The organism is Bradyrhizobium sp. 604_D8_N2_3, assembly GCF_051810765.1.
Classification (GTDB): domain Bacteria; phylum Pseudomonadota; class Alphaproteobacteria; order Rhizobiales; family Xanthobacteraceae; genus Bradyrhizobium; species Bradyrhizobium barranii.
In genome coordinates this window covers 7,985,611-8,011,741 of sequence record NZ_JBPWPM010000001.1, presented here as the reverse complement: position 1 = coordinate 8,011,741, position 26,131 = coordinate 7,985,611, and the positions used below count along the sequence as shown (strand labels likewise).

Annotated in this window: 26 protein-coding genes; 18 read left to right on the top strand and 8 right to left on the bottom strand. The window is 64.6% G+C overall.

Annotated elements, in window-relative coordinates; translation table 11 throughout:
- Window positions 1-9: 9 nt before the first annotated feature.
- From AB7245_RS38470 to AB7245_RS38450, 5 genes are all read left to right on the top strand, one after another.
- The gene (locus AB7245_RS38470) at window positions 10-306 is read left to right on the top strand and encodes a (2Fe-2S)-binding protein (protein WP_063981059.1); all 297 of its coding nucleotides are present in this window, start codon (window positions 10-12) and stop codon (window positions 304-306) included.
- Entirely contained in the window at window positions 303-1,721 is a 1,419-nt protein-coding gene (locus tag AB7245_RS38465; protein ID WP_085401811.1) for an NAD(P)/FAD-dependent oxidoreductase, read from the top strand. The genes AB7245_RS38470 and AB7245_RS38465 overlap by 4 nt, the downstream gene beginning before the upstream one ends.
- On the top strand, window positions 1,718-2,839 hold the full coding sequence (locus tag AB7245_RS38460) for an NAD(P)/FAD-dependent oxidoreductase (protein WP_085401812.1): 1,122 nt from the start codon (window positions 1,718-1,720) through the stop codon (window positions 2,837-2,839). Before AB7245_RS38465 ends, AB7245_RS38460 begins: the two co-directional genes overlap by 4 nt.
- A gap of 12 nt (window positions 2,840-2,851) precedes the next feature.
- Window positions 2,852-3,199, top strand: coding sequence for a RidA family protein (locus AB7245_RS38455; RefSeq protein WP_085401813.1), 348 nt, complete (start codon window positions 2,852-2,854; stop codon window positions 3,197-3,199).
- 135 nt (window positions 3,200-3,334) lie between these two features.
- Window positions 3,335-4,054 (top strand): hypothetical protein, encoded by a 720-nt coding sequence (locus tag AB7245_RS38450; protein ID WP_063981063.1) that lies wholly within the window; start codon window positions 3,335-3,337, stop codon window positions 4,052-4,054.
- On the opposite strand, the gene AB7245_RS38445 is transcribed toward AB7245_RS38450, so the two are convergent.
- Together AB7245_RS38445 and AB7245_RS38440 are read right to left on the bottom strand one after the other, a co-directional pair.
- A complete protein-coding gene (locus AB7245_RS38445; protein ID WP_085401814.1) occupies window positions 4,044-4,889 on the bottom strand; it encodes a tetratricopeptide repeat protein in 846 nt (281 codons plus the stop codon). The genes AB7245_RS38450 and AB7245_RS38445 overlap by 11 nt on opposite strands.
- A 39-nt stretch (window positions 4,890-4,928) precedes the next feature.
- On the bottom strand, window positions 4,929-5,096 hold the full coding sequence (locus tag AB7245_RS38440; RefSeq protein ID WP_161495845.1) for a hypothetical protein: 168 nt from the start codon (window positions 5,094-5,096) through the stop codon (window positions 4,929-4,931).
- A 23-nt stretch (window positions 5,097-5,119) separates the two neighbouring features.
- On the opposite strand from AB7245_RS38440, the gene AB7245_RS38435 reads away from it, so the two are divergent.
- Complete coding sequence (locus tag AB7245_RS38435) at window positions 5,120-6,715, top strand: ABC-F family ATP-binding cassette domain-containing protein (RefSeq protein WP_354115626.1); 1,596 nt, start codon at window positions 5,120-5,122, stop codon at window positions 6,713-6,715.
- 150 nt (window positions 6,716-6,865) lie between these two features.
- Here the strand turns inward: AB7245_RS38435 and AB7245_RS38430 are convergent, their stop codons facing one another.
- On the bottom strand, window positions 6,866-8,200 hold the full coding sequence (locus tag AB7245_RS38430) for a dicarboxylate/amino acid:cation symporter (RefSeq protein WP_085401816.1): 1,335 nt from the start codon (window positions 8,198-8,200) through the stop codon (window positions 6,866-6,868).
- A gap of 163 nt (window positions 8,201-8,363) precedes the next feature.
- Between AB7245_RS38430 and AB7245_RS38425 the strand changes: the two genes are divergently transcribed.
- Entirely contained in the window at window positions 8,364-9,683 is a 1,320-nt protein-coding gene (locus AB7245_RS38425; protein ID WP_085401817.1) for a solute carrier family 23 protein, read from the top strand.
- 72 nt (window positions 9,684-9,755) lie between these two features.
- Window positions 9,756-10,592: an SDR family oxidoreductase gene (locus tag AB7245_RS38420; RefSeq protein ID WP_085401818.1), complete on the top strand. Its 837-nt coding sequence runs from the start codon at window positions 9,756-9,758 to the stop codon at window positions 10,590-10,592.
- 52 nt (window positions 10,593-10,644) lie between these two features.
- On the opposite strand, the gene AB7245_RS38415 is transcribed toward AB7245_RS38420, so the two are convergent.
- The gene (locus AB7245_RS38415; protein WP_085401819.1) at window positions 10,645-10,905 is read right to left on the bottom strand and encodes a DUF1488 domain-containing protein; all 261 of its coding nucleotides are present in this window, start codon (window positions 10,903-10,905) and stop codon (window positions 10,645-10,647) included.
- Between the two features lie 425 nt (window positions 10,906-11,330).
- On the opposite strand from AB7245_RS38415, the gene AB7245_RS38410 reads away from it, so the two are divergent.
- From AB7245_RS38410 to AB7245_RS38385, 6 genes are all read left to right on the top strand, one after another.
- Window positions 11,331-11,561 carry a hypothetical protein gene (locus AB7245_RS38410; RefSeq protein WP_439035549.1) on the top strand — a complete coding sequence of 77 codons (231 nt, stop codon included), beginning with the start codon at window positions 11,331-11,333 and terminating at the stop codon, window positions 11,559-11,561.
- A gap of 10 nt (window positions 11,562-11,571) precedes the next feature.
- Complete coding sequence (locus AB7245_RS38405) at window positions 11,572-11,976, top strand: hypothetical protein (RefSeq protein ID WP_063981068.1); 405 nt, start codon at window positions 11,572-11,574, stop codon at window positions 11,974-11,976.
- Window positions 11,977-12,044: 68 nt separating this feature from the next.
- Window positions 12,045-12,416 (top strand): signal transduction histidine kinase, encoded by a 372-nt coding sequence (locus AB7245_RS38400; RefSeq protein ID WP_187387922.1) that lies wholly within the window; start codon window positions 12,045-12,047, stop codon window positions 12,414-12,416.
- A gap of 185 nt (window positions 12,417-12,601) precedes the next feature.
- The gene (locus AB7245_RS38395) at window positions 12,602-13,423 is read left to right on the top strand and encodes an NAD-dependent protein deacetylase (protein WP_085401821.1); all 822 of its coding nucleotides are present in this window, start codon (window positions 12,602-12,604) and stop codon (window positions 13,421-13,423) included.
- A gap of 133 nt (window positions 13,424-13,556) precedes the next feature.
- The gene (locus AB7245_RS38390) at window positions 13,557-15,641 is read left to right on the top strand and encodes a hydantoinase/oxoprolinase family protein (protein WP_085401845.1); all 2,085 of its coding nucleotides are present in this window, start codon (window positions 13,557-13,559) and stop codon (window positions 15,639-15,641) included.
- 2 nt (window positions 15,642-15,643) lie between these two features.
- Complete coding sequence (locus AB7245_RS38385) at window positions 15,644-17,293, top strand: hydantoinase B/oxoprolinase family protein (protein WP_354078622.1); 1,650 nt, start codon at window positions 15,644-15,646, stop codon at window positions 17,291-17,293.
- 27 nt (window positions 17,294-17,320) lie between these two features.
- On the opposite strand, the gene AB7245_RS38380 is transcribed toward AB7245_RS38385, so the two are convergent.
- The gene (locus tag AB7245_RS38380; RefSeq protein ID WP_245344107.1) at window positions 17,321-18,490 is read right to left on the bottom strand and encodes an alpha/beta fold hydrolase; all 1,170 of its coding nucleotides are present in this window, start codon (window positions 18,488-18,490) and stop codon (window positions 17,321-17,323) included.
- 23 nt (window positions 18,491-18,513) lie between these two features.
- A complete protein-coding gene (locus AB7245_RS38375; protein WP_354078624.1) occupies window positions 18,514-19,926 on the bottom strand; it encodes a DUF4403 family protein in 1,413 nt (470 codons plus the stop codon).
- 604 nt (window positions 19,927-20,530) lie between these two features.
- On the opposite strand from AB7245_RS38375, the gene AB7245_RS38370 reads away from it, so the two are divergent.
- From AB7245_RS38370 to AB7245_RS38360, 3 genes are all read left to right on the top strand, one after another.
- Entirely contained in the window at window positions 20,531-22,249 is a 1,719-nt protein-coding gene (locus tag AB7245_RS38370) for a pyrroloquinoline quinone-dependent dehydrogenase (protein ID WP_063981075.1), read from the top strand.
- Between the two features lie 89 nt (window positions 22,250-22,338).
- Complete coding sequence (locus AB7245_RS38365) at window positions 22,339-22,680, top strand: c-type cytochrome (protein ID WP_135214749.1); 342 nt, start codon at window positions 22,339-22,341, stop codon at window positions 22,678-22,680.
- A 36-nt stretch (window positions 22,681-22,716) separates the two neighbouring features.
- Entirely contained in the window at window positions 22,717-23,484 is a 768-nt protein-coding gene (locus AB7245_RS38360) for a substrate-binding periplasmic protein (RefSeq protein ID WP_085401825.1), read from the top strand.
- Between the two features lie 73 nt (window positions 23,485-23,557).
- Here AB7245_RS38360 and AB7245_RS38355 read toward each other — a convergent pair whose 3' ends face one another.
- A complete protein-coding gene (locus AB7245_RS38355) occupies window positions 23,558-24,202 on the bottom strand; it encodes a glutathione binding-like protein (protein ID WP_085401826.1) in 645 nt (214 codons plus the stop codon).
- A gap of 106 nt (window positions 24,203-24,308) precedes the next feature.
- Here AB7245_RS38355 and AB7245_RS38350 point away from each other — a divergent pair, with 106 nt between their 5' ends.
- Entirely contained in the window at window positions 24,309-24,953 is a 645-nt protein-coding gene (locus AB7245_RS38350) for a TetR/AcrR family transcriptional regulator (protein ID WP_085401827.1), read from the top strand.
- Window positions 24,954-25,140: 187 nt separating this feature from the next.
- Here AB7245_RS38350 and AB7245_RS38345 read toward each other — a convergent pair whose 3' ends face one another.
- A complete protein-coding gene (locus AB7245_RS38345; protein WP_085401828.1) occupies window positions 25,141-26,106 on the bottom strand; it encodes a 2-hydroxyacid dehydrogenase in 966 nt (321 codons plus the stop codon).
- Window positions 26,107-26,131: the final 25 nt, after the last annotated feature.

Genomic DNA, 26,131 nt, shown 5'->3' with positions numbered 1-26,131 from the left:
AGGCATCCCATGTTTAGACGATCCGAACAGGACAAGCGACCGCAGGTCCAGATCTTCGTGGATGGCACGGCCATCGCGGCGCGCCAGGGCGACACCGTCTCCGCCGCACTGCTGGCCTCCGGCTGTGATGCGCGCCGTTCCACCGCAGTGAGCGGCGCGCCGCGTCTGCCCTATTGCATGATGGGGGTGTGCTTCGACTGCCTCGTCACCATCGACGGCGTCGGTAACCGCCAGGGCTGCCTCGTGCCCGTCGCCGAGGGCATGCAGATCGAGATTCAGAAGGGCAAGCGGGAGATCGGAAAATGACTGTGGCTCCCAAGCGCGAAGCTTATGACGTCGTGGTGATCGGGGCCGGGCCCGCCGGCCTCGCGGCCGCTGCGACATCCGCCGAAGCCGGCCTGTCGACGCTGCTGCTCGACGAGAACATCGGCCCCGGCGGCCAGGTGTTTCGTGCCATCTCGTCCACGCCCGTGACCGACCGCAACCAGCTTGGCGCCGACTATTGGGTCGGTGCCGATCTCGTTCAGTCGCTCCGCGCGAGCCGCGCCGAGATTATCCATCGCGCCACCGTCTGGAGCCTCGACCGCAATCTCGAGATCGCCGTCTCGATCGGCGGTGCCTCCGCTTTCCTCAAGGCGCAGCGCGTGATCCTCGCGACCGGCGCGCTGGAGCGGCCGTTCCCGATTCCCGGCTGGACCTTGCCGGGCGTGATGACCGCGGGCGCGGCGCAGACGATGCTGAAATCATCGGCCCTGGTGCCGGACGGCCGCACCGTGATCGCGGGGCAGGGGCCTCTGCTCTGGCTGCTCGCCGCGCAGATCTTGCGGCTGGGCGGCCGCATCGATCGCATCCTCGACACCACCGAGCGCGGCAATTACTTCGCCGCGTTGCCGCACGCCTTCGCCTTCCTGACCTCGCCCTATTTCACCAAGGGGCTGTCGATGATGCGCGAGGTGAAAGCGAAGGCGCAGGTCGTCTCAGGTGTGACCGAGCTCTCAGCATCCGGTGATGGCCAGCTCGCGAATGTGAGCTATGTCGCCGGCGGCAAGCGTGAGACGATTCCGGCGGACCTGTTGCTGCTGCATCAGGGCGTCGTGCCCAATGTCAATCTGGCGATGGCCGCCGGTATCGAGCATCGCTGGGATGATCTGCAATTGTGCTGGTCGCCGGTGTTAGACGCGAGCGGCAATTCGTCGGTAGCGGGCATCGCGATCGCTGGTGACGGCGCCGGTATCGGTGGTGCCAATGCGGCTGTGGTCCGTGGCCGCATCGCGGCGCGCGCGGCAGTGGAGGCATTGGCGCCTGCGGTTGCGACAAAGCTTGCGCCGATGGCGACGCTCCGCGCCGATCTCGCCAAGGCCGAGCGCGGCCGCGTCTTTCTCGACACGCTGTTCCGCCCGGCGCCGCAGTTCCGCATTCCCACGGGCGACACCATCGTCTGCCGCTGCGAGGAAGTCACCGCGAAGGACATTCTCGATGCCGTTGCCATCGGCGCGACCGGGCCGAACCAGCTCAAGGCCTATCGCCGCACCGGCATGGGGCCGTGCCAGGGCCGGCTCTGCGGCCTCACGGTCACCGAGTTGATGGCGCAGGCGCGGGGCAAGACGGCACAGGAGATCGGCTATTACCGGCTGCGCGCGCCGGTCAAGCCGATCACGCTCGCCGAGCTCGCCTCCGTCCCGAAGAGCGAGGCCGACGTCAAGGCGGTGGTACGCGGATGACCCAAAACGTGGATGCGATCGTCGTCGGCGGCGGCATCCACGGATGCTCGACCGCGCTGCATCTGTGCCTCGCCGGCATGAAGCCGGTGCTGATCGAGAAAGACTACGCCGGCCGCCATGCTTCCGGCGTCAATGCCGGCGGCGTCCGCCAGCTCGCGCGGCACATGCCCGAAATCCCGCTCTCGATCCGCTCGATGGGGATCTGGGAGAAGATCACCGATCTCCTCGACGACGATTGCAGCTTTGAGAGTTACGGTCAGGTTCTCGTCGCGGAGAACGAGGAGGAGCTCGCGGTCTGCCGCGCGCGTGTCGCCGAGCTGAACGCGCTTGGCTTCACCCATGAAGAGCTGATCGACGCGACTGAATTGCGGCGCCTCGTGCCGGCCGTGGCTGAGACATGTCCGGGCGGCGTGGTGTCGCGCCGCGATGGGGCCGCCAATCCGGCGCAGACGACGACGGCGTTCCGGCGCAAGGCGGAGCAGCTCGGCGCGACCGTGCGCGAGGGCGTGGCGGCCAGCAACATCCGCTACAGCGACGGCCTCTGGTATGTCGATGTCGGCACCGAGACTTATGCCGCGCCGGTGCTCGTCAATGCCGCCGGCGCCTGGGCCGGAAACATTGCGGCCGCGCTCGGCGAGCCCGTTCCGGTCGAGACCGTGGCGCCGATGCTGATGATCACCTCGCGCGTGCCGCACTTCATCGACCCCGTCGTGATCCTGCGCGGGCGCAAGCTCTCCTTCAAGCAATTCTCCAACGGCACCGTGCTGATTGGCGGCGGCCACCTGGCGACGCCCTATCAGGATCGCAACGAGACCGTGCTGGACTGGAAGAGCCTCGCGATCAGCGCGCGCACCGTGTTCGAGCTGTTCCCGGTGATGCGCAGCGCGACGATCGTCCGCGCCTGGGCCGGCATCGAGGCGAAGATGAAGGACGATATCCCTGTGTTCGGACCGAGCAGCCGCCACAAGGGCCTCTATCACCAGTTCGGCTTCTCCCTGCACGGCTTCCAGCTCGGCCCCGGCGCCGGCGCCGTGATGGCCGAGCTGATCGTCAATGGCGGCACCCAGACCCGAATCGGCGATCTCGGCATCGACCGTTTCCATCCTTCCACGCTCTAAGAAGAGGACATCATGAGCATCACCCGCAGCATCCGCACGCCCATCATGCACCGCGCCGTCGAGGCCAACGGCTTCGTCTTCGTCGGCGGCACCATCGCCGACGACACCTCGGTCTCGATGGGCGATCAGACCCGCAACATCCTCGGCAAGATCGCCGGCTATCTGAAGGAAGCCGGCACCGACAAGTCGCGCGTCGTCAGCACCTCGATCTTCGTCACGGATCTCTCCAAGAAGAAGGAGATGGACGCGGCCTGGACCGAGTTCTTCGGCGACAACCTGCCGACGCGCGCCACGGTCGGTGTCGCCGATCTCGGCGGCGGTGCTCTGATCGAGGTGGTGGTGACCGCACTCAAGGGCTGATTGCGCTCTTCTCACGGGCCCGTGAAGAGAGCCGTCGATCCGAACATGACGAAGATGTAATGGTCTGGATTAGCTGCGGCGCTTTGACGCGCCGCAGTTTCCGTTTATCAGTAGGGGACTCGGCTGGAATGCCCAATGTCCTCGCAGAATAATAACAACAAGCTCGCGATCAAATTTCGCTGCCCCGGAGAACTCGAAGGCCTGCTGCCGCAGCCGGTGCCGGCGAATCTCGGCGTTCCCGACTGGCTCAAGGCGATGCCGACCACGGCCTTCAGTGCCCTCAATCAGCAGGATGACGAGACGGTCAAGCGTTGCCCGCCGTTCATCGACGCGATGACATGCGGTTTCCTGATCCCGCTAATCTGCGATATCAGGGTCGAGGATGGCGAGATCAGCTGGGACAACGACATCCCGCCCGGCGGTGAGATCGATTTTCCGCGCTCGCCGATCAGCTTTCACGATCAGGGCCAGCTCACCGGCTCGCCGCTGTTCGAGGCCGATCGCTTCGTCATCAAGTTTCACAATCTCTGGACCATCGAGGCGCCGGAAGGCTATTCGCTGTTCTTCACCCATCCGGTCAATCGCTTCGACCTGCCGTTCATCACGCTGAGCGGCCTCGTCGATTGCGATCGCTATCGCGACAGCTGGATCCACTTTCCGGCGCATTGGCACAATACGGGCTTTCGCGGCGTGCTGCCCAAGGGCACACCGATCGCGCAATGCATTCCGGTCAAGCGTGAGGATTGGACGCGGCAGACCTCGGCCTTCACCGAGGATGAAGCGCAGAAGGTCCACGCCCTGCGCGCCGCGCTGAAGCGCGAGCCGGGTCTGTACCGGCGGAAATTCAGGGCGTAGCCCGCTCGGGCCTGGCTCCCAGGAATTTCGCCGCGGCGCTCGGGCGGAAGAAGAAGCGGCCGTGCGACGAGGCGGCGAGTGTGAGGGCGGCGCGGCTGAGCATCTGCGGCCGTCCGCCATACACGGACCGCAGCGCCGCCTCGCCGCCATCGCGTTCGCCCATCTCCATCAGGCAGATCGCGAGATTGGCGCGGGAGAGAGCGTCGTCCGGGCGAAGCCCGAGCGCGTGACGGTAGGTGTCGGCGGCCTCCGCATAGGCGCCGTCGAGAAGCTCGGCCCAGGCAAGTTCGGTCAGGATATCGGTGCGTCCCGGCCCGATCGCGCGCGCCGCGGTCAGCACGGTACGCGCTTTGGCGCGATTGTTATTCCGGACATGCATGCGGCCAAGGTCGAGTTGCAGATCGACGCTGGCCGGGGCGAGCGCGAGGGCTTGCTCGATCATCCCGACCGCCTCGCCAACCTCGCCGGCGTTCGCAAGCTGGCCCGCCAGCTCCTGGAACGCGGGCAGATAGGGCGGACGGCGTGCTGCGGTTCGCCGCAGTTGCGCCAGTCCATCGCTTCTGCGCCGCGCGGCACACAGCACATGGCCGAGCAGCGTCTCGATTTCGGGATCGCTATTGCGCTTCGCGGCTTTCTCCAGCGGCGCAATCGCCTCCTCCGCGCGCTCCTGGCCGAGCAGGGCATGGGCGAGGATCAGCACGGCATTCCGGTCGGTGCGATTTGATTTCAGGGCTTCGGTCGCAAGCTGCCTTGCAATGTCGAACTGCTTTGCACGTAGCGCCAGAAAGGCTTGCTGAAGCAGTTGGGCGAGGGGGCTATTCGGCTTGCCGCTCAAGAGATGGCCTCTTGGTTGAGACACGTTGTTTTTTGCCCCTTACCGCATGCCCCATGCAGCGTCCATCAACAGCTTCGTGATGCTTTGCTGATTGGCCCGGACGCTTCGCACGGAATGCGCCTTGATCTCGGCGCCCGGCGGGATTATCAGCGAGACATCAATCAGGAGTTTCGCATCCATGGATTTCACCCCGACCGCAACGCCCATCCGCCTTGCTCACGGGGAATTCCATGCCTGCATCGATCATTCTGTCGAACCTCTCGCTGTCCACGCCTGACGGCCGTCCTCTCCTTTCCGACCTCAAGCTGACATTTGGTGCCGAACGGGCTGGTCTCGTCGGCCGCAACGGCGTCGGCAAGACAACGCTGCTTGCTGCGATCACCGGAGAGCACATTCCCCAAGCGGGACGCGTTCTCCTGAGCGGAACCGTGGGAATGCTCCGCCAGGACGTCCAGCTTCCTGCGGGCGCCGCGGTGATCGATCTGTTCGGCGCGCGCGCAGCGCTGGAGCTGCTTCGCCGTGCCGAGCGGGGCGATGCATTCGCCGACGAAGTCACCGACGTCGACTGGACGCTTGAAGCGCGGCTTGCGTCCGCGCTCGCGCGTGTCGGGTTCGATCCTGATACCGACACGGAGCTGGATCGTTTGTCGGGCGGGCAGATCACGCGGATCCGTCTGGCCGCGCTGGTCTTCGCCGAGCCGGACTTCCTGCTGCTCGATGAGCCCACCAACAATCTCGATCGGGATGGACGTAAGTCAGTGGTCGACCTGCTCGCAGGCTGGCGGGGCGGGGCGATCGTCGTCAGTCACGACCGCGACCTGCTCGAGACCATGGATGCCATCGTCGAGATGACATCGCTCGGGGCAAGACGGTACGGCGGCAATTGGAGCAGTTACCGCGAGCAGAAGGCCATCGAGCTCGCTGCCGTCAGGCACGACCTTGCGCATGCCGAGAAGCATCTCGCCGAGATCGACGGCAAGGCGCAGGAGGCAGCGGAACGCAAGGCGCGCAAGGACAGCGGCGGCAGGAAGAAACGCGCCAAGGGCGACATGCCGCGCATCCTGGCCGGCGCGCGCAAGGATCGCAGCGAGGACTCCGGCGGCAAGACCACGCAGATCGCCGAGCGGCGGCGTGCGGAGGCGCTCGAGGCCGTCGACACGGCTCGCCGGCGCGTCGAGATTCGCCAGCCGCTGTCGGTCAAGCTGCCCCCGACCGGCCTGCCGGCGGGCAGGGAGGTGGTATGGCTCGATCGCGTCAACGCCGGCTATCAGCCGGAGCAGCCGGTCCTGCGCGATCTCTCACTCACGCTCGTCGGCCCGGAGCGCGTCGGGGTCGTCGGGCCGAATGGTTCCGGCAAGACAACGTTACTCAAGCTCGTCACAGGCGAGTTGCGCCCGTTCGCGGGCACCGTGCGGGTCAGGCCGGACTTCGCGCTGTTCGACCAGAAGGTCAGCCTGCTCGATCCCGCGATCTCCATCCTGGACAATTTCGGGCGTCTCAATCCGAAAGCGAGCGCGAACGAGTGCCATGCGGCCCTGGCCCGGTTCGCGTTTCGCGCCGATGCCGCCGCGCAGATCGTGGGGAGCCTGAGTGGCGGACAGCTGTTTCGTGCGGGCCTCGCCTGCGTTCTAGGCGGGGCGGCGCCGCCGTCCCTGCTCATCCTGGACGAGCCGACCAATCATCTCGACATCGAGTCCATCGAAGCCATCGAGGCAGGCTTGAGGGCCTATGACGGCGCGCTGCTCGTGGTCAGTCACGACGAAGCGTTCCTGCAGGCGATCGATATCACGCGCAGGGTCGAGCTGGTCGCCAGCTCGGCCTTCTAAGGCTCATTGGTCGACAACAAATACCCGACGCCCTGCCCCCAGCGCGTCGGGTGGAAAGATAGACTATCAATCGGTGAACCCAACGCCATTGTTGTGACGCGTGCCTTGCCAATTCTCCAGTCCGGGAGACTACCGGCTGCGTGGCGCGGCCTACGAGGCCGCGCTGCCGCCCGGTTCCAGCGCCTCGCCCATCTCCAGCGGATGAGCCATGGTCTCGTGCAGAGCCTCGCGATCGAGCTCGCCTTCGGAGATGCTGATGACGACGCAGGCGATACCGTTGCCGATCAGGTTGGTCAGCGCGCGGCACTCGCTCATGAACTTGTCGATCCCGACCAGGATCGCGATCGACTGGATCGGGATGTCGGGAACGATCGAGAGCGTCGCGGCAAGCGTGATGAACCCGGCGCCGGTCACGCCCGAGGCGCCCTTCGAGGTGATCATGGCGATGCCGAGAATGCCGAGCTCCTGCCAGATCGTCAGATGGGTGTTGGTCGCCTGCGCCAGAAACAGCGTCGCCAGCGTCATGTAGATGTTGGTGCCGTCGAGGTTGAAGCTGTAGCCGGTCGGAATGACGAGGCCGACCACCGAGCGTGAGGCGCCGAGATGCTCCATCTTCTGGATCATCTGCGGTAGCACCGTTTCCGACGAGGAGGTGCCGAGCACGATCAAGAGTTCGTCCTTGATGTAGGCGATGAAGCGCAGGATCGAGAAGCCGGAGAGCCGCGCGATCGAGCCCAGCACGATCAACACGAACAGGATGCTGGTGAGATAGAACGTGCCGATCAGGGCCGCGAGGTTGAGCAGCGAGCCGAGGCCGTAGGCGCCGACAGTGAACGCCATCGCGCCGAACGCGCCGATCGGCGCCACGCGCACGATGATGCGGATGATGCCGAAGAACATTTTCGCGGCCTTGTCGATCGCCTCCGCGATCGGCTCGCCGGCCTTGCCGAGGAAGGCGATGGCGAAGCCCGACAGGATCGAGATCAGCAGCACCTGAAGCAGGTCGCCGCGCGCGATCGCGCCCACATAGCTGTCGGGAATGATCGCCATCAGATGGGCGACGATGCCCTCTTCCTTGGCCTTGGTGACGTAGGTCGCCACCGATTTCGGATCGATCGTGGCGGGATCGATGTTGAAGCCGTGCCCGGGCTGGAGAATCTCGCCGACCAGCAGGCCGATGGCGAGCGCGACGGTCGAGACCGTCTCGAAATAGATCAGCGACTTCAGCCCGACCCGGCCGACGCGCTTGAGGTCGCCCATCGAGGAAATGCCGTGCACCACGGTGCAGAAGATGACAGGCGCGATCATCATCTTGATCAGCGCGATGAAGCCGTCGCCGAGCGGCTTCAGCTCCTTGCCGAGATCGGGATAGAAATAGCCGATGAGCACCCCGAGCGCGATCGCGATCAGAACCTGGATGTAGAGGATCTTGTACCAGGGTTGATGCCGGCGATGGACGGCTGGCTGGATCGCGACTTCTGTCATAGTGTGTGCCCCGGAACGCATTGATTTTTGATTCTGCAAGATCTGGCTTTTGCAAGCTTTGAATCTTGCATGACTCGCATCATGTGATGGTCGCCGCAGAAGCGACAATCACATTTTTGTCGGATCGCACGAAGATCGGTCGCTGCACCGCAACGGGGGGAATATGACAACCACGATGGGCTCGGACGAGCAGCCGCAAAGCTATTTTCCGCGCTGGAAATTCAAGGCCTCGGGCGTGATCATGCCGGAGGAGCGGCTGTCATGGGGCCAGACCGTCGTCTCCGGTCTTCAGCATTGCGTCGCAATGTCGGGCTCGACGATCATCGCGCCGCTGCTGATGGGGTTCGATCCCAATGTTGCGGTCCTGTTCTCCGGCATCGGCACGCTGATCTTCTTCGTCATCGTCGCCGGGCGCGTGCCGAGCTATCTCGGTTCGAGCTTCGCGTTCATCGCCGTCGTCATCGCCGCCACCGGCTATGCCGGGCAGGGGCCGAATCCAAACCTCTCCGTCGCGCTCGGCGGCATCGTTGGCGCCGGCGTGCTCTACGGCGTGATCGCGTTGATCGTGATGTGGTCGGGCGTTGGCTGGGTCGAGCGCCTGATGCCGCCGGCCGTCACCGGCGCCGTGGTCGCCGCGATCGGCCTCAATCTCGCGCCCGTGGCGGTCAAGGCGGTGAGCGTCAACGCGTTCGACACCTGGATCGGGCTCGCGACGGTGCTGATCATTGGCATAGTGGCCGTTGCCGCTCCAGGCCTGTGGCGCCGCCTGCCGATCATCCTCGGCGCGGTGGGCGGATATCTGTTGTACCTGCTGTTCGCGAACGGCCTTGGCTTCGGCAAGCCGATCGACTTCGCGCAACTCGCGGCCGCGCCGTGGTTGGGCATGCCGAGCTTTACCACGCCGACCTTCCAGGCCGATGCAATCTTTCTGATCGCGCCGGTTGCGGTCATTCTCGTCGCCGAGAACCTCGGTCACATCAAAGCCGTTGGCGCCATGACGGGCCGGAGCCTCGATGCCTATCTCGGCCGCGCCCTGTTCGCCGACAGCCTCGCGACCATCGTGGCAGCCTGCGGCGGCGGCACCGGCGTCACCACCTATGCCGAGAACATCGGCGTCATGGCGGCGACGAAAGTCTATTCGACACTGTTGTTTGCATTCGCGGCCACGGTCTCGATCCTGCTCGGCTTCTCGCCGAAATTCGGCGCACTGATCCTGTCGATTCCCGGTCCCGTCATCGGCGGCCTCTCGATCGTGCTGTTTGGATTGATCGCCGCGATGGCCGGACGGATCTGGGTCGAGAACAAGGTCGACTTCGCCAATCCCGCGAACCTGATCACCGTCGCCGTGGCGCTGACCGCGGGCGCCGGCGACCTCACGTTCAAATTCGGCGCGTTTACGATCGGCGGGATCGGCACGGCGACTTTTGGCGCCATCATCCTTTATCAGATCCTGACCTCGCCGCTGGCGCGGCGCGCGGAATGAATCCCAAGGATGCACGGAAGGATGGAACAAAACGCGCCGTCCGTCGATGATGAGACATTCCGGAGAGAACACATGCCGCAGACCGATCGCTCGACCCCGTTTTCCTCCCGCCTCGTCGACCAATACGCGCTGGTGACCGGTGCCTCGCAAGGCATCGGCCGCGCCGTCGCCATCCGGCTCGCGCAGGAGGGCGCGACCGTCGCCATCAACTATGTCGATCACCCCGAGAGGGCCGAGGAGACGCTCGCGCTTGCAAGGACAGGATCGGCTGACCGCGGCCACGGCAAGCTCGATCATGTCGTCGTCAAGGCCGATGTCAGCAATGAGCAGGAGGTCGCCGCGATGTTCGAGACGGTGCTTTCGCGCTGGAAGCGGCTCGACTGCCTCGTCAACAATGCCGGCTTCCAGCGGGAGTCGCCGAGCGAGGCGCTCGACATCGACACCTACCGCCGCATCATCGACGTCAATCTCAACGGCGCCGTGCTCTGCGCGCAGAAGGCGCTCGCCCATTTCGTCGCGCGCGGCGGAGGCGGCAGCATCATCAACTGCTCCAGCGTCCACCAGATCATCCCGAAGCCGGGCTATCTCGCTTATTCGATCAGCAAGGGCGGCATCGCCAATCTGACACGCACGCTGGCGCTGGAATTCGCCGGCCGCGGGATTCGCGTCAATGCGGTCGGCCCGGGCGCGATCGATACGCCGATCAACGCGGCGTGGACGGGTGATCCCGCCAAGCGCGGCGTCGTCACCAGCCACATTCCGCTGGGACGGGTCGGCACCCCGGAAGAGATCGCCGCTGTGTTCGCCTTCCTCGCCTCGGATGACGCCAGTTACATTACGGGCCAGACCATTTACGCCTGCGGAGGCCTGACGCTGTTCCCCGAGTTTCGCGAGAACTGGGCGAGCTAGAAACGTGGATTCACGACCGAAGCCACGAACTCATCACCCCGTGCCGACCGCTTCAAAAATCTCCCGCGAGCAGGTCGTAGGAGCCCCGGCTGCCGCGGACATACTTTTTGGCCGCAGCGGCACATATCAAGTCGCGGTTGGAATCGAACGCAATCAGAAATCCCGATTCGCTGGAATGGGTACCCGGTTGAATCCGCTTCAATGCGTCTTCGTCGATGAAGAACGAGGCCTCGATGGCGCTGTCGTGTCCCCAGAACCGCACGGCATGCCGCGTCCGGTCATACGAGCGGCTGTGATTTGGAAAGTCGATCATGGTCAGGCCGATCAGGTTGCAGGTGCCGCGCGCCAGCCTTTCGCCGTTTGAGTCGGGGCTCGCCGGGTGGCCGACGCTCGGCCCGCGTACGTCAGGAACACGGACGTTCCGTCCAGACGAAGACGCGCCGGTTGCGCCTCTCTCAAATGAAGATTTGGCAACAGGGCAGCAATCCGATTCAATGCCGATCGCGACAAATAGTTTCTTGATAAGCCTCGCTATTCGGCGAAGGGATCACTACATACAGTTTATCACCGCGCGCCCCTCGGCTGTCATCGGTGACTGAGAGCATTGCGCTCCCGCCAGAACCAACAGGCGGTCAGTATGTCGGATTCCCCTAGATTCAGCCTTCGCGAGTGGCTCGTACCTCCGGTCTTGCTACCGGTTTTCTTCGTGGTGTTGATCGCCGCAGCGATGCTCATACAATGGTAGCCGGTCTTGGCGTGCCTTCGCCATCGGCTCAAGCAAGCAGCTCGTCAGAATCGATCCCGGCCTCTTTGGCTTGCGAGGTGAGCGCCAGGGCGATCAACGCCCTCGACCTTGCCCGCAAGATGCCGTCGGGAGACAAGCGCACGGTGGCAATGCGCCGGGCAGCGATTCTCGGAAATGCCGCTGAAATCCTCACGTATTTCTCGGCGGCGAAGGATCGCTGTTGAAGGAGCCCGCATGTTTAAATTTCTGCAGTATCGTGCAAAAGCGGCCGCGTATGGCGAACTGGCGAGGAATTCGCCCGGCAAAGCCGATACGCGCAAATTCGAACAACTGCAGGATAGCCACACATCGCGCGCGGACAACGAGCAGATGCTCGCGGACCAATACGTGGATGCAGTCAATGCCGGGGGGACGGAGCGACTGCGCGGCGCAGCCCTCGCGGCGGAGGAAGAGCGCGTTTTGCGCTGTCTCGGTGCGGCCGTCATCATGCAATGGAATTCATTGCCGACGACGCTCCAGCGGGAGATCTTCGATACCGCCGGATCGGTTGGGACATTGCTGGATACGGCGGCGCTCCGTGGGCAGATTGCCCGGTTTCTTCACAAGCATAGGCACGACGCCGATCCCGCCAAGATCTGACATGTTCAGGGGCTGAGCGAGAGGCGCGGTTCGCGAAGCATATGGACGCAAACAACAGGAGGATCCAGATGGCACTGACAAAATTCCGTATCGATGAACAGCCGCATGCCATGGACGGTCTGCGGCTTCTTGCCCAGGAAGGCACGAGAGAAGTCGAGGCGTTCGTCAGTCGCAAGGTGATGGACGTTTGGGCCGAATCGATCGAGCACAGTGGCGGACGTCAGAGTTTGTTCCGGAAGCAATACAGCGCGCTTGGGAAACGGAACTTTGCCGCGCTTGAGCGCATCGTGAGCGCCAAATACCAGCGGGGCACCGCGTTCAACCGTCAGCATCCGTTTGTCGAGGTGTTGTTCTCGGACATCGCGGAAAGCGGGGAGACCTTGAATCTCAGCGAACTGGTGCGTGAGCCGTTGCCGCCGGCATTTCACCGGCGCGCCTGATCCGATTGGAACGCCGCCCGGTAGCGGTCACTGGTTTGCCAATGTGCCCCGTCATGAAGATGGGAGGCGTGGAGGCTCTGGCCGACCTGCTCGGGCTGACGCAGGCCAAAAACTGATCGCCGGCTTCGAGCTGCTGGCGCGGGAGTGATCTGGCAAAACGACACGGCGTGAACTACATCTGCGCCATGGCAAACCCTCCGCAGGCAAACCGTTCGCTCGAAGATTTCGTCGGCCGGCACGAACGTCTGTTCGTGCTGACCGGCGCCGGCTGCAGCACCAATTCGGGCATTCCCGATTATCGCGACAGCCATGGCAATTGGAAGCGGACCCAGCCGGTCAATTTCCAGGCCTTCATGTCGGAAGAGCCTACGCGCCAGCGCTATTGGGCGCGCAGCCTGATCGGCTGGCGGCGGTTCGGCCGGGCGAGGCCGAACGATGCGCATCATGCGCTTGCCCGGCTCGAGGCGAGCGGGCGCTGCGAGATGCTGCTGACCCAGAACGTCGACCGGCTGCATCAGTCCGCCGGCCACCGGCAGGTGATCGATTTGCATGGCCGGCTCGATCTGGTCCGCTGCATGGGCTGCGGGGCGAAGACCCCGCGCAACGAATTCCAGGACAGGCTCGGCCGTGCCAATGCGGAATGGCTGACGCTCGACGCCGCCGATGCGCCTGATGGTGACGCCGATCTCGAGCATGCGGATTTCTCGTCGTTCGAGGTGCCCGCCTGCGAAGCCTGCGGCGGCATCCTCAAGCCCGACGTCGTGTTCTTCGGCGAGAACGTTCCGCGCGACGTGGTTGCCACCGCGCAGGATCATCTGGCGCAGGCCGACGCCATGCTGATCGTCGGCTCCTCGCTGATGGTCTATTCCGGATTCCGCTTCGTGCAGTCTGCCGCGAACCGGCAGATCCCGATCGCCGCGGTCAATCTCGGACGCACCCGCGCCGACGATCTCCTCACGCTCAAGGTCGAGGAGCGCTGCGAGGCGGCGCTTGCATTCCTGCTCTGAGCGCGTGGGCCGCACCCTTCTACCGCATAGGTGCCACGCAAAGCGGCTCGGACGCTTCACCCCGGGCGTTGTCGCTGGTATGAAAATTGCTGCGGTTTTCGCGCAGTTTGTCGATCAGCACGGAGAATTTGGAATGCTTGAGGGAGCCGAGGTGCGGCTTGCCGTTGATATCGGTGGCACGTTCACCGACATCGTGCTGGACGTGGGGCAGGATCGCAAGACGCGCAAGGTGCTGACGACGCCGCAGCGGCCGGAGCAGGCGGTGCTGGATGGCATGCGTCTCATTCTCACTGACGCGCGTGCGCATATGAGCGACATCGACGTCTTCATTCACGGCACGACGCTCGCGACCAATGCGATCATCGAGCGCCGCGGCGCCAAGACCGCGCTGATTGCGACCGACGGCTTTCGCGACGTGCTCGATATCGGCACCGAGAGCCGCTATGACCAGTACGATCTCAGCATCGACAAGCCGAGGCCATTGGCGCCGCGGTCGCTCCGCTTCACCGTGCCGGAGCGGATCGACGCACACGGCGCCGTTCGCCTCCCGCTGGACGAGGCGGCAGTACGTGCACTCGCGCCAAAATTGCGCGCGCTGAACGTCGAGAGCGTCGCGATCGCCTTCCTGCACTCCTACGCCAATCCCGAGCACGAGCGCCGCACGGCCGCGATCCTCGGCGAGGAGATGCCCGGCATCTCCGTGACCGTGTCCTCTGCGGTGTGTCCGGAGATCCGCGAATACGAGCGCACCTCCACCGCGGTCGCCAACGCCTATGTGCAACCCCTGATCGACGGCTATCTCGCTCGCATGGCGGATGCCTTGCAGGTTGAGCAGTTCCGCGGCGCGATCTATCTCGTCACCTCCGGCGGCGGCGTCACCTCGATCGAGACGGCGCGGCGCTTTCCGGTGCGGCTCGTCGAATCCGGTCCTGCCGGGGGCGCGATCTTCGCGGCGCAGATCGCAGCGCGGCTCGGCGAGAGCAAGGTGCTGTCCTTCGACATGGGCGGCACGACCGCAAAAATCTGCCTGATCGAAAAATACCAGCCCGAGACCTCGCGCGTGTTCGAGGTCGATCGCGCGGCGCGCTTCCTGAAGGGCTCCGGCCTGCCGGTGCGCATCCCCGTGATCGAGATGGTCGAGATCGGCGCCGGCGGCGGCTCGATCGCGCATGTCGATGCGATGAAGCGTGTCACTGTCGGCCCCGAGAGCGCCTCGTCGGAGCCGGGGCCTGCCTGCTACGGCCGCGGCGGCCAGCGTCCGGCCGTGACGGACGCGGACGTAGCCCTCGGTATGATCGATCCTGATGCCTTTGCGGGCGGCACGATCAAGCTCAACCCGGAACTTTCAAAGGAGGCGCTGTTGCGCGCCGTCGGTGAGCCGCTGGGGCTGTCGGCGGAAACCGCGGCCTATGCCGTGCACGAGGTCGTCTGCGAGAACATGGCGAGTGCGGCGCGCGTGCACGCGGTCGAGCGCGGCGAGATTGTCGGCCAGCACACGCTGATCGCCTTCGGTGGTGCCGCGCCGCTGCATGCGGCGCGCGTCGCCGAGAAGATCGGCGTCTCGCGGGTCATCGTGCCCTCGAATGCCGGCGTCGGCTCGGCCGTCGGCTTCCTGGCTACTCCCATTGCCTATGAGCTGGTGCGCAGCCGCCATGTCCGCCTCGATGATTTCGACACGGAGGGGGTCTCGGAGCTGCTCCAGGAGATGGTGACTGAAGCGCGCGCGCTGGTGGAGCCGGGCGCGGCCGGTGCGCCGGTGCGCGAGCGCCGTGCAGCCTTCATGCGCTATGTCGGCCAGGGCCACGAGATCTCGGTCGAGCTGCCGAACCGGCGGCTGACATCGGCCGATCTCGCCGGCCTGCGCCAGAAGTTCGAGGCCGACTATTCGGCGATGTTCGAGCGGCCGATCCCGGGCGCCGCGATCGAGGTTCTGAGCTGGTCGGTGCTCGCGACCACCGATGCGCACAATCCCTCTGTCGTCGCTTCCGTTGCGCGCAAGCCCGCCGGCAAGGCCTCGGGCAGCCGCAAATTCTTCGACGGACGCGCGGGGGAAGTGATCGAGATCCCGCTCTATCGCCGCGAGGACATGGCACCGGGCGCGACCATTGCGGGTCCCGCCGTGATCGCCGAGGACGAGACGTCCACCTTCGTCTCCAACAGTTTTGACGCCCATATCGACGGTGCCGGCAGCATCGTCATGGAACGAAAGGCGGCCTGATCATGAGCAAGGCAAATGGCGCGAGCCTGATCGACCTTCAAATCATGTGGCACCGGCTGATCGCCGTGGTCGAGGAGCAGGCGCAGGTGCTGCTCCGCACCGCCTTCAGCCCGATCGTGCGCGAATGCGGCGACCTTTCCGCCGGCGTGTTCGACCTCCGGGGACGGATGCTGGCGCAGGCGGTGACCGGCACGCCCGGCCATGTCAACTCGATGGCGGAATCGGTCAAGCACTTCATTGCGCATTTCCCGATCGAGACGATGAAGGAAGGCGACGCCTACATCACCAACGATCCCTGGATGGGCACAGGTCATCTCAACGACTTCGTCGTCACCACGCCCTGCTTCAAGGACGGCAAGCCGGTCGCGCTGTTCTCCTGCACCAGCCACCTCATGGACATCGGCGGCATCGGGTTTGGCCCTGACGCCACCGACGTGTTCATGGAGGGGCTCTACATCCCCATGCTCAAACTGATCGACCAGGGCGTCGTCAACGAGACGCTGATGGCGATGATCCGCACCAACACGCGGCTGCCGATCGACACCGAGGGTGACACCTATTCGCTGGCCGGCTGCAACGACGTCGGCTGCGAACGCCTGGTCGAGATGATGACCGAGTTCGAGATCGACACGCTCGATGAGCTCGGCGACTACATCTGCGACCGCTCGCGCGAGGCCGTGCTGGCCGAGATCGCAAAACTGCCGAAGGGCAGCTGGCGCAACACCATGGTCGTCGACGGCTACGATGCGCCGGTGACGCTCGCGGCGACGCTGACGATCTCCGAGACGGGCATCCATGTCGATTTCGACGGCACCTCGGCCGCCTCGAAGTTCGGCATCAATGTGCCGCTGTCCTACACCACGGCCTACACCGTGTTCGGCCTCGGCTGCGTCGTCGCCTCGCAGATCCCGAACAATGCCGGCTCGCTCTCGCCGCTGACGGTGTCGGCTCCCCCTGGTGCAATCCTCAACGCGCCGAAGCCGGCGCCGGTCGCTTCGCGTCACATCGTCGGGCAGATGCTGCCCGATGTCGTGTTCGGTTGCCTGCGCCAGATCATTCCGGAGCGCGTACCGGCGGAAGGCACCTCCTGCCTGTGGAATCTCAACGTGCGCGGCCAGACCCGCTCGGGTGCCGGCGGCAATTACGGGTTCTCGATGGCGGTAACTTCGAATGGCGGTACCGGCGCGCGCTTTGCGAAGGACGGGCTGTCCGCGACCGCCTATCCCAGCGGCGTGCGCGGCACGCCGGTCGAGATCGCTGAGACGCAAACGCCGCTGATCTTCTGGCGCAAGGAGCTTCGCCCGGATTCCGGCGGCGCCGGGCGCACCCGCGGCGGTCTCGGCCAGATCATCGAGGTCGGCAGCGGCATCGATGCGCCCTTCGACATCCTCGCTGCATTCGACCGCATCGACCATCCGCCGCGCGGTCGCGACGGCGGCAAGAACGGCGAGGCCGGCTATGTCGGATTGAAGTCCGGCCAGAAGATGCGTGGCAAGGGCTTTCAGACCATTCCACCGGATGACCGGCTGGTGGTGATGACGCCGGGCGGCGCCGGTATCGGTGACCCCAAGGAGCGCGATCGTGCAGCGATCAAGGATGACGTTGAGAGCGGTCTCGTGTCGGCTGACAACGCTGTTGCCGTTTATGGGTAGCTAACGCTCCGGCAACGACTGCGGCGATTACCCGCCGCAGTCGTTCGGCGCCGGCTTCCCGGCAAAGCGGTCGGTCATCCAGTTCACAGCGGCCATCGTGCTCGCCTGTGCGGCGCGGCCGTGTCCGATGTTGGGAAGGGTGACCATTTTCACGGGGCTGCCCGCCTTGCACAGCCGGCTCATATAGGCGCGCGTCACCGCGGGCCGGATGATCTGGTCGACAGTCCCTTGAGCGAGGAACACTGGCATGCCGGCGGCCAACGTGCCGGCGCTGTTCTTCTCCAGCAGCGAGCGCCAGGGCTCGCGCTTGGTCGGATCCGGCACGGTCAGAAAATATTCCTGGAGCGGCCGCTCGGTCCGCTGCCGGATGAAGATATCGAAGGGACCTTCGATGCATTCGCGTGCCAGCCGGTCGATCACCGGCAGCGCGCGCGGATCGAGGACGCCGTCGAGCGCGGCGCCGTAGACGCGATGCCACGACCATAGCGTCATCGCCGTGATGTTCTTGCCACCGACGGAGTTGATGTCGTCGCTCATCAGCGTGGCGAGATCCGTCGCGGGCGCCGCAGCGGCAACGCCGAGCAGATGGAGATCGGGCGCATAGGTCGGCGCCAGCTGCCCGGCAAACAGCACAGCCTGTCCGCCCTGCGAGTGTCCCCACAAGGTAAAATCCTTAGTCCCGCCGGCGCCCGGCAGATCGCGCGCGACGCGCACGATGTCGAGCACGGCGCGGCCCTCGCTCTCGCCGACGAGATAAGGATGCGGACCCGGCGTGCCGAGCCCGGGATAGTCGGTTGCCGCGACGATGTAGCCACGCGCCACCATCGAGCGCAGTCCCTGGATCTGCTGGAACAGGAAGATCGCGAGCGACGGCGCGCAGCGCGGCACAATGCCTGACGTCGGATGCGCCCAGGCGACGATCGAGCGGCCGCCCGGTGGCGGCGGTCCTTGCGGCACGATGACGACGCCCGAGACGAGAATGGGTTCACCCTTCAATCCGGTCGATCGGTAGAGCACGCGGTAGCTCGAGGCGCCGAGCGGCGCGCCATCCATCGGCTCCTGTCGCACCAGGCTGCCGGGCGGGCCATCAGCGAGCGATGCCGGCGCGTCGTAAAATGCCGATTGCGCGTGGGCAGTCACGATGCCGGCGGCGAACATGACGAGTACGGCCATCAGAGCGCGGGCGGCGACAAGCATTTGCGATCCGCTCCAGCGCACGATCACATCCCGTACAGGATTTTCAGCTCGCCGCTCGCGCGCAGCGCGAGTGTGATCCCGTCGGCAAGCAGCAAGGCCTTGTCGAACTGCACCGAGGAGAGCTTGCCTTCCATACGGAAGCCGTCCTTGAGCGGACGCGTCAGCCGCTGGTTCGCCGCCATCAGCAGGTTCTGGTAGGAGACGCCATAGTCAATGTTCACGGCCTGCTTCAATTGCGCGACGATCGACTGCAAGCCAGGGTTTGCCTCTCCGTCCTGCGCGGCGAGATCGAGATCGGCGAGCGCGACGCTCTTGCTGGTATCGTCCACCTTCAGTGCGCCGGAGAGATAGCTCCATTGGCCTGCATTGGGGTCGCTGTCCGACGTCTTCGCAAGACGCAGGCCGATCACAAGCTTGCCCGCCGACGGATAGACCTGAACCTCGCGCAACGCGCTGTCTTGCGCCGGCAGCGCGGCGATCGCCTGGCTGATCTTGTCCTTGATCGCGTCATAGCCGAGCCGGACCGGAAGGATGACGTCGAACGTTCCCGGCGCGGTCACGTCGTTGCCAAGCGGCGGCAGCGATGTCGGGGTGACGCTCGCACCCTGCTGCCCAATCGACGTCACGGCGCTGCCGGAGAGTTCGAGCGAGCCGGACAACACCTTGTCGTTGGCCCGCACGCCGGCAAATGCGGCAGCTTGCGGCGTCACTTGCAGCCAGACCGGCGGCTCGTCGGTGAGCTTCATCGGCTCGAACGCATGCGTCCAGGCAGCGGCCGCCTTGTCCCGCAGATTGAGTTTCCTTGCCGCGGCCAGCGCACGTGATCGCACGCGCGCGAGCTGCGTACGGATGCGCGGCTCGACGTAGGGCGCAAGATCGAACTCGCGGCCGAGCACGTGCAAATAAGGTGCTTCGCTCCAGTGGAAGGAGTCGCTGAAATTCAGGTCGAGCGACCAGTCCTTGCGCAGCGCGGGCCGTGCCTCGGCCTCGATCGTCGCGCGCGCTTCGGTCTGGCCGCGGATGCGCGCGGTGAAGCGGTTGGCGCCCTGGCCTTCGGCCGCGCCGTAGATCGAGACTGCACCATAGACGCGGTCGCCGCGGCCATAGAGCGAGACGCCGCTGGTGCGATTGGCGAAGCCAAACACGTCGCAATTGGCGTTGACACGGAACATCAGTACGCGGCGGTGCACGCAGTTGACGCGCTCGTCGATGGTGGCAAGCCGCTTGGGGATATCCTGCTCGATCGCCTTGGCGAGCGCCGGCAGACCGAACTCGATGGTTGCGGACACCCGCGAGGTCGTGGCGAGCGGCGCCGGCGGATCGGGAGCGAGCGGCGGCTTGTCGGCGGCGTGCGCGGCTTGCGCGAGTGCGGTGAGGGCGAGCGCAACAAGCCCGGCACGTTTCGTCGAACGAACAATTCGCAAGGAAACGGGCATTCTTTTTATTCCAGCTTGGCCCTGCTTCGCGCCCAGGCCGCCGGCAGCGGTGCCGTTCGGTCTTCAGAGCAAAATCGCGGAAGGAGAGGGCGGTCAGTTGATCAACTATTGCTTGTATTCAATGGTCGCGTATCGCGGCACTTGTATGGCGCGGCGTCGCGCTTTGAGCAAGGCTTTGTATATCGCTCCGTTATGATGGCCGTTCTTGAATTGCTCAAAAGAGATTGACGCCGCCCCCGTCCAAATGATCACGCGATGAAGCTTCTCCGTGGGCGCTGCGATTTTTGAGTCCGAGATCTGCGGCCAAGACGAAACGGTCAGCGCAGCTGACGTTTCAAATTCGTGCTGCGCGTTAAATTCGCGCCGCTCGCGCATTCCATCTTTGCGCCCTCCCTCATCCGGCGTACTCTGTGAGAGCGAGCAGGAGTGCAACAGCAACCAGCCCAGGAAACGTAGCTCCTTTTGGCGATGTCCGCCGAGAGAGATCGAGAGCTGTTGGCAGCTCATATGCGATGGAGAAGAACCGACACTTAGCGAGCTGCAAACATCCCTCGCAGCGTCTGCGAGACGCGAGTTCAACAAAACACAAAAGCGGGAGGAACGGATGAAGAAGCGTTGGTGTAATTCTGGTCTACCTCTTGTTGTCGGCGCGACACTTGCGGCGTCGGCGGCGTTGGCCCAATCCGTGGATACTGCCCGGATCGAGAACGCCGGTCAGAACGATTGGCTCACCTATCATGGTTCATACAAATCCCATCACTACAGCCCGCTCGCGCAGATCAATGCGAGCAACATCGGCAATCTGGGCGTAGCCTGGACGCACATTCCCGGACGATCGACGCGCGGCCTGCAGTCAATGCCGCTCGTGGCCGACGGCGTGCTCTATTATTCGGGTTCGTACAGCCGGGTCTTTGCGCTGAACGGCGCGACCGGCGAGGTCATCTGGTCGTTCTTTCCGGAACTCGATGAGGCGCTCATCAGCCGACAGACCCACTCGCCCTACAACCGCGGTGTAGCCCTTGGTGAAGGCAAGGTCTTCGTCGGTACGATGGATGGTCGTCTGTTCGGGCTCGATGCGAAGTCGGGAAAGGTGCTCTGGGAAACCAGGCTGATCGACTCGCAGAAGCTCACGGTCGGCTTCACTGGCGCGCCGCTTTACGCGAAGGGAAGCGTCATCATCGGCTCGCAGGGGGGTGAATGGCCGGGCCGTGGCCCGATCTTCGCTGTCGATGCCACCACCGGCAAGAAGAAGTGGGAGTTCCTGACGGTCGCGGGCACCGACGAGGCCATGAAGACCTGGGGCAACGATTCCTGGCGCACGGGCGGTGGCGGCGGCTGGATGCCGGGCACCTACGACTCCGAGACCAACTCCGTCCTGTGGGGCACCGCGAACCCGGCGCCGCTCTACGATTGGTCGGGCGCTGATTACAAGACGCAAGGTGCGCGTCCCGGCGACAATCTCTATACGAGTTCGGTCATCGCTCTCGATATCGATACCGGAAAGCTGAAATCCTACCATCAGGAACTGCCTCACGACGCCTGGGACTTCGACAGCGCCGTCGGCGAGTTCGTGATGCTTGAGCGCGATGGCCAGAAATACGTGGTTCATCCGAACAAGGGCGGCTTCGTCTTCGTCTACGACCGTAATCTTGGCGTGAAGAACGTCTGGCGGCTGGTTGAGAACATCAACTTCGTCAAGGATATCGATCCCAAGACCGGCGCGCTGATCGGCCGTCGCGATTTCCCTGTCGGGAAAGTCACTGAAGTACCGCTGTGTCCCTTCATTGGCGGCGGCATCAGCTGGAATGCCGGCTCGTACAACCCGAAGACCGGTCTTTATTACAAGATCGGCCAGGAATGGTGCATGACGCTGGATATTCAGAAGACGACGCCGGTCACCGCGCCCCAGGTCCAGCTCAACATCGGCGCCGACTTCAAGATGGTGCCGCCTCCGAGCGGCGAGATCTACGGACATCTCGACGCGCGCGACCCGATAACGGGCGCGAAAAAATGGGAGGTTCGCTTTCCCGAGCCGCCGCTTGGGAGCGTTTTGTCGACCGGGGGTAATCTTGTGTTCGTACCCGACTCCCGTGGCATCCTTCACGCCTACGATGCCGAAACCGGGGCCGAGTTGTGGAAGCACAACAACGGCACCGGCCACCAGGGCGGTATCGTCAGCTACTCCGTCGGCGGCAAGCAATATATCGCCGTGGCGGCCGGCTTCGGCGGCATGCTGGCGGACGAATATGCGCCAAACTTCGGCGGCGTCTACAAGAGCATGCCGCGTGACGACGGCGCCCTCGTCGTCTTCAGCTTGAAATAGTCTGTCTCAAACGATCTGCCGAGGAGCGGGTGCAAACCCGCTCCTCGGTCGATTGCAGCGGCCGGGCGTGATTCAGGAATGGAGCGGACGTGTTGAAACTGCATTTGAAGTCGCTTCCGGCGGTGCTGGGCGCTTCGTTGCTGTGCGTTGTGGTGGCTCGAGCTCAATCTGCCACGCCGGCGCCGGACAACGGGTCACTGGACGTCGAGCAGTTGTTCGCAGGCACCTGCGGCTTTTGCCACTCCGACGGCGGCCGGGCTGCTGGCAGGGGACCGCAACTGATGAATTCGCAACGAGACGACGAATTTCTGCACAACCGTATCAAGATCGGCAAGCAAGGTGCGATGCCGGCATTCGGCGAGAGCTTCAGTGACGCGCAGATCGACCAGATCGTCAAATATATCCGCGCCTTGAAGCCGCGCGAGGGCTGACCCGCCGGGACCTGATCCATCCAGATGAGACGCGGCATGAAGGCAATTGTCCTGATTATCGTCGGTGCCGCCATCGGGCTGTCCGGACCGGCGCAGGCGCGAACCCTGGAGGCGATCCGCGCGAGTGGCGCGCTCGGACTATGCGCGCATCCCAACTCGCTTCCTTTCGCGCGCAAGGGCGGCGATCCGCCCGGCTTTCAGGTCGAGTTGGGACAGGTGCTGGCACGCGAGCTCGGTGTCTCGCTGCGGCTCGACTGGATCATCACGCAGTATCAAATGCGCAGCGCCAATTGTGACGTTCTCCTGGATGTCATCGCCGATCGCGAAGCGCAAGGCGAGACCCGCTTGAGGATCTCGAAACCGTACTATCGCACGGGCGTCGCGCTCGCGGTGCCGTCATCCAGCTCCCTCACATCGTTCAAGAGCCTTAGCGAGCATACCAAGGTGGGCGTGCAGGTCGGCTCTGTCGCCGCCATGATCATCGGTCAACGGCACGTGCCCATATCGATCTTCGGCTTCGAGACCGACAGCCTCGACGCCGTATCAAACAAGGAGATCGATGCGGCTGCGGTCACGCCCACCGCGGCGGGCTATTTCAATCTGACGCATCCCGACAAGGCACTCCGGATCCTGGATCGCGACGAGGGCGTGGCCGACCTCAACTGGAATGTCGCCGTCGGCATGGTCCGCCCGGATGATGCGTTGCGCGAGGCGATCGACGGAGCGCTGGAACGGCTGCGCAACGACGGCACGATCGATCGGATCTACGGTCGCTATGGGATCGTGCTGCAAGCGCCGAGGTAGCCGATTGCCGAAAGAACGACGCCGTCCCGGTTTGGCCAGGACGACGTCGCTTTGCGAAGATATCGCTTTGGCCTTAAGCCGCCGCCTTCTTCCGCGCCTGCTCGGCCTTGTACAGCTCGAACTCTTCGGCGATCGCCTTCGCGACCGACGGCCGCTGGCGCAGGCGGTCGTGATACGCCTTCACGTTCGGCCATTTGGCGAGCTCGACCGGCGGGGTCGCCATGGTCCAGTTGATGACCGTGACGAGATAGGCGTCGGCCACGCTGAAATGGTCGAGCAGGAAGTCGCGCCCCTTCAGGTAGTTGTCGAGATAGTCGAGCCGCGACAGGTTCTTCTCCAGCGCATAGGCCTTGGTTTCCTGCGGCGCCTTGCGGTCGAGCAGGGGGATGAACAGGCCCTTGTGCAGCTCGGTGCCGATGAAGCAGAGCCATTGATGCAGCCGGGTGCGATCGATGCCCTGGGCCGCACCGAGGCCGGATTGCGGGAACCGATCCGCGACATATTGCAGGATCGCGGCGTTCTCGGTCAGCACCACGCCCTCGTCGGTGCGCAGCGTCGGCACGAGCCCGATCGGGTTGATTGTGCGGAAGTCGGTGCCGTCGTTCAGCACTGTCTTGGTCGGCGGATCGACTTCGAGATAATTCGCTTCGGCGCCGGCTTCATACAGCGCGACGCGGGTCGCCATCGAACAGGCGAGCGGCGAGAAATAAAGATCCATCTTGGGCCTCCTTGGGCAATTCCTCTTTGGGTGTCGCTCAACCTGGCCAGATTGATTTTTGTACCATCTTGTATAATATCGCAGCGGTCAAGGATTAATTTGCGAAATGGTACAAAAATCGAAGCCGCCAGCTGCTGCCAATGAACCGAAGCGGCGTGGCCGTCCGCGCGCCTACGAGCCCGACGTCGCGCTCGGCAAGGCGCTCGACCTGTTCCGCCGGCAGGGTTTTGCGGCGACATCGCTGGACGATCTCAGCGAAGCGACCGGCATGAACCGGCCGAGCCTCTACGGCGCCTTCGGCGACAAGCGCGAGCTCTACATCAAGAGCTACCAGCGCTACCGCGAGGACGCGCGCGCCTCGATGGTGGAGATCTTTCGCCAGGAGATGCCGGTGCGCCAGCGGCTCGAGCGCATCTTCGCGTCCGCGCTGAACATCTATCTCTCCGGCGAGACCGGTCCGCGCGGCTGCTTCACGGTGGTGACCGCGGCGTCCGAAGCCGTCGGCGATCCCGAGATCCGTGCCATGGTGCTGGATGGGCTGACCGAGCTCGACAAGGCCTTTGCTAGTTGCTTCCGCCGCGCCAAGGAGAAGGGCGAACTGCCGGAGAGCGCCGACCCGGTCGTGCTGGCGCAACTCGCCTCCGCAACCGTGCATTCGATCGCCATCCGCTCCCGCGCCCGCGTGTCGCGCAAGGAGCTCGAGGCGATCGTGAAGGGCGCGATTGACGTGATGGTGGGGGCCAAAAGTTAGGCCGTCGCCCCGGGGCGCGCGTAGCGCGAGCCCGGGACCCGTAACCCCAGGGAGGCGTTTGGCGACGACTGGTCGTTCGGTACTGCGACCATCCGCAACGATAAATCACGCGGTATGGGTCCCCGCGTACGCGGGGACGACAGCGAGGGTGGGGCGCATGCGTGCCTCTCTCAGCCTGCCCAAGCGTCTAATATCCCCGTGCCCGGTCCACCACGTTCTCCAGCGCACCGCCGGCCTCGAACTTTGCGATTTGCTCGGCGACATAGGCCGAGATTGCATCCGCGTCGGTGTCGGCCGCGTTGTGCGGGGTCAGCAGCACCTTGGGGTGGGTCCAGAACCGGCTGTCCGCAGGCTGCGGCTCCTGCACGAAAACGTCGAGCGAGGCCGCGCCAAGCGTGCCGTCGTCGAGGCAGGCCAGGATGTCGGCCTCGTTCTGCAAGCCGCCGCGACCCGCATTGATCAGCACGGGCGCGCCGAGCGGGCTGCTGCGGTTGAGCTTGGTGAAGACGTCGCGGTTGAGGATGCCGTGCGTATCAGGCGTCAGCGGCAACAGGCAGACCAGGATGTCGGTCTTGCGCAGGAATGCATCGATCTGCGCGGCGCCATGGAAGCATTCGACGCCCTCGATCGTGCGCGGGCTGCGGCTCCAGCCGGCAACGCGGAAGCCGAGCCGGCGCAGCACGTCGGCGGCATCGGCACCCAGCGTGCCAAGCCCCATCACGCCGACGGTGACGGCGCTCGCCGGCCACTGATATTGCGGCTCCCAGCGTTTTGCGCGCTGCGAGTCCCGCAAGTACAGCTCCTGGCGGTGGTGCATCAGCACGTGCAGCACGACATATTCGGTCATGCGATTGGTGAGATCAGGCACGGCGACGCGCACCAGCGGCACGTCGGGCAGGCTCTTGTCGGCCATCAGCGCGTCGACGCCGGCGCCCAGATTGAAGATCGCACGCAGATTGGGGAAAGAGCTGAGGTCGCCCGGCACCGGCTTCCACACCGCGGCATAGTGCACCTCGGCCGGATCGAGCCCGGCGTCGGGCAGCAGCACCACGCGGCGGCCGCCGCAGACCGCGTCGAACCGGGCCTTCCAGCGCTCCGGCAGCCAGTTCTGCTGCGTGCTGTTGATCAGGACGGCCAGTGTGCCCATGCTCATTCGAAGTGCCTCGTCGGTTCCGTTT

Excerpts from the sequence above, each read along its gene's own strand:
- AB7245_RS38460 (WP_085401812.1), top strand. The coding sequence starts at position 1,718 with ATGACCCAAAACGTGGATGCGATCGTCGTCGGCGGCGGCATCCACGGA.
- AB7245_RS38410 (WP_439035549.1), top strand. The coding sequence starts at position 11,331 with ATGGTAGCCGGTCTTGGCGTGCCTTCGCCATCGGCTCAAGCAAGCAGC.
- AB7245_RS38385 (WP_354078622.1), top strand. The coding sequence starts at position 15,644 with ATGAGCAAGGCAAATGGCGCGAGCCTGATCGACCTTCAAATCATGTGG.
- AB7245_RS38360 (WP_085401825.1), top strand. The coding sequence starts at position 22,717 with ATGAAGGCAATTGTCCTGATTATCGTCGGTGCCGCCATCGGGCTGTCC.
- AB7245_RS38355 (WP_085401826.1), bottom strand. The coding sequence starts at position 24,202 with ATGGATCTTTATTTCTCGCCGCTCGCCTGTTCGATGGCGACCCGCGTC.
- AB7245_RS38415 (WP_085401819.1), bottom strand. The coding sequence starts at position 10,905 with ATGATCGACTTTCCAAATCACAGCCGCTCGTATGACCGGACGCGGCAT.
- AB7245_RS38450 (WP_063981063.1), top strand. The coding sequence starts at position 3,335 with ATGTCCTCGCAGAATAATAACAACAAGCTCGCGATCAAATTTCGCTGC.
- AB7245_RS38420 (WP_085401818.1), top strand. The coding sequence starts at position 9,756 with ATGCCGCAGACCGATCGCTCGACCCCGTTTTCCTCCCGCCTCGTCGAC.
- AB7245_RS38380 (WP_245344107.1), bottom strand. The coding sequence starts at position 18,490 with ATGCTTGTCGCCGCCCGCGCTCTGATGGCCGTACTCGTCATGTTCGCC.
- AB7245_RS38390 (WP_085401845.1), top strand. The coding sequence starts at position 13,557 with ATGCTTGAGGGAGCCGAGGTGCGGCTTGCCGTTGATATCGGTGGCACG.
- AB7245_RS38425 (WP_085401817.1), top strand. The coding sequence starts at position 8,364 with ATGACAACCACGATGGGCTCGGACGAGCAGCCGCAAAGCTATTTTCCG.
- AB7245_RS38440 (WP_161495845.1), bottom strand. The coding sequence starts at position 5,096 with ATGGGCGTTGCGGTCGGGGTGAAATCCATGGATGCGAAACTCCTGATT.
- AB7245_RS38370 (WP_063981075.1), top strand. The coding sequence starts at position 20,531 with ATGAAGAAGCGTTGGTGTAATTCTGGTCTACCTCTTGTTGTCGGCGCG.
- AB7245_RS38455 (WP_085401813.1), top strand. The coding sequence starts at position 2,852 with ATGAGCATCACCCGCAGCATCCGCACGCCCATCATGCACCGCGCCGTC.
- AB7245_RS38350 (WP_085401827.1), top strand. The coding sequence starts at position 24,309 with ATGGTACAAAAATCGAAGCCGCCAGCTGCTGCCAATGAACCGAAGCGG.
- AB7245_RS38430 (WP_085401816.1), bottom strand. The coding sequence starts at position 8,200 with ATGACAGAAGTCGCGATCCAGCCAGCCGTCCATCGCCGGCATCAACCC.
- AB7245_RS38470 (WP_063981059.1), top strand. The coding sequence starts at position 10 with ATGTTTAGACGATCCGAACAGGACAAGCGACCGCAGGTCCAGATCTTC.
- AB7245_RS38345 (WP_085401828.1), bottom strand. The coding sequence starts at position 26,106 with ATGAGCATGGGCACACTGGCCGTCCTGATCAACAGCACGCAGCAGAAC.
- AB7245_RS38465 (WP_085401811.1), top strand. The coding sequence starts at position 303 with ATGACTGTGGCTCCCAAGCGCGAAGCTTATGACGTCGTGGTGATCGGG.
- AB7245_RS38405 (WP_063981068.1), top strand. The coding sequence starts at position 11,572 with ATGTTTAAATTTCTGCAGTATCGTGCAAAAGCGGCCGCGTATGGCGAA.
- AB7245_RS38400 (WP_187387922.1), top strand. The coding sequence starts at position 12,045 with ATGGCACTGACAAAATTCCGTATCGATGAACAGCCGCATGCCATGGAC.
- AB7245_RS38435 (WP_354115626.1), top strand. The coding sequence starts at position 5,120 with ATGCCTGCATCGATCATTCTGTCGAACCTCTCGCTGTCCACGCCTGAC.
- AB7245_RS38375 (WP_354078624.1), bottom strand. The coding sequence starts at position 19,926 with ATGCCCGTTTCCTTGCGAATTGTTCGTTCGACGAAACGTGCCGGGCTT.
- AB7245_RS38395 (WP_085401821.1), top strand. The coding sequence starts at position 12,602 with ATGGCAAACCCTCCGCAGGCAAACCGTTCGCTCGAAGATTTCGTCGGC.